Here is a 258-nt window from a genome sequence, read left to right on the forward strand (position 1 = left end):
ATCTCCAACACTGACTACGATGCAAGGAGGAGATAAGATCCCCAAAATACTAATTCCAGAACCAATCCAATTTCTAAAAGTACGGGAAGCAACGAAAAAAGGATATGCTCAAGCAGAAATAGGAGATTCCATCAATTTGGAAAGACCAAGTTCTCAGTATCGTCGAGGTAGAGTTGGAAAAGGTATAGCGAATACGTTAACAACTAGTGGTCAAATGGGAGTAGTAGTGGCTAGCTATGAAGGAGAAGATAAACAAGT

The 258-nt window shown here is 39.9% G+C and carries 1 protein-coding gene; it reads left to right on the forward strand.

Features of this window, described 5'->3' with window-relative positions:
• Nucleotides 1-19: 19 nt before the first annotated feature.
• Nucleotides 20-258 (forward strand): hypothetical protein (locus QP442_RS08505; protein ID WP_285069804.1); only part of this gene is annotated, 239 nt, incomplete at its 3' end.

Origin of the sequence: Pauljensenia sp. UMB1177 (assembly GCF_030217965.1) — a bacterium.
GTDB lineage: Bacteria > Actinomycetota > Actinomycetes > Actinomycetales > Actinomycetaceae > Pauljensenia > Pauljensenia turicensis_A.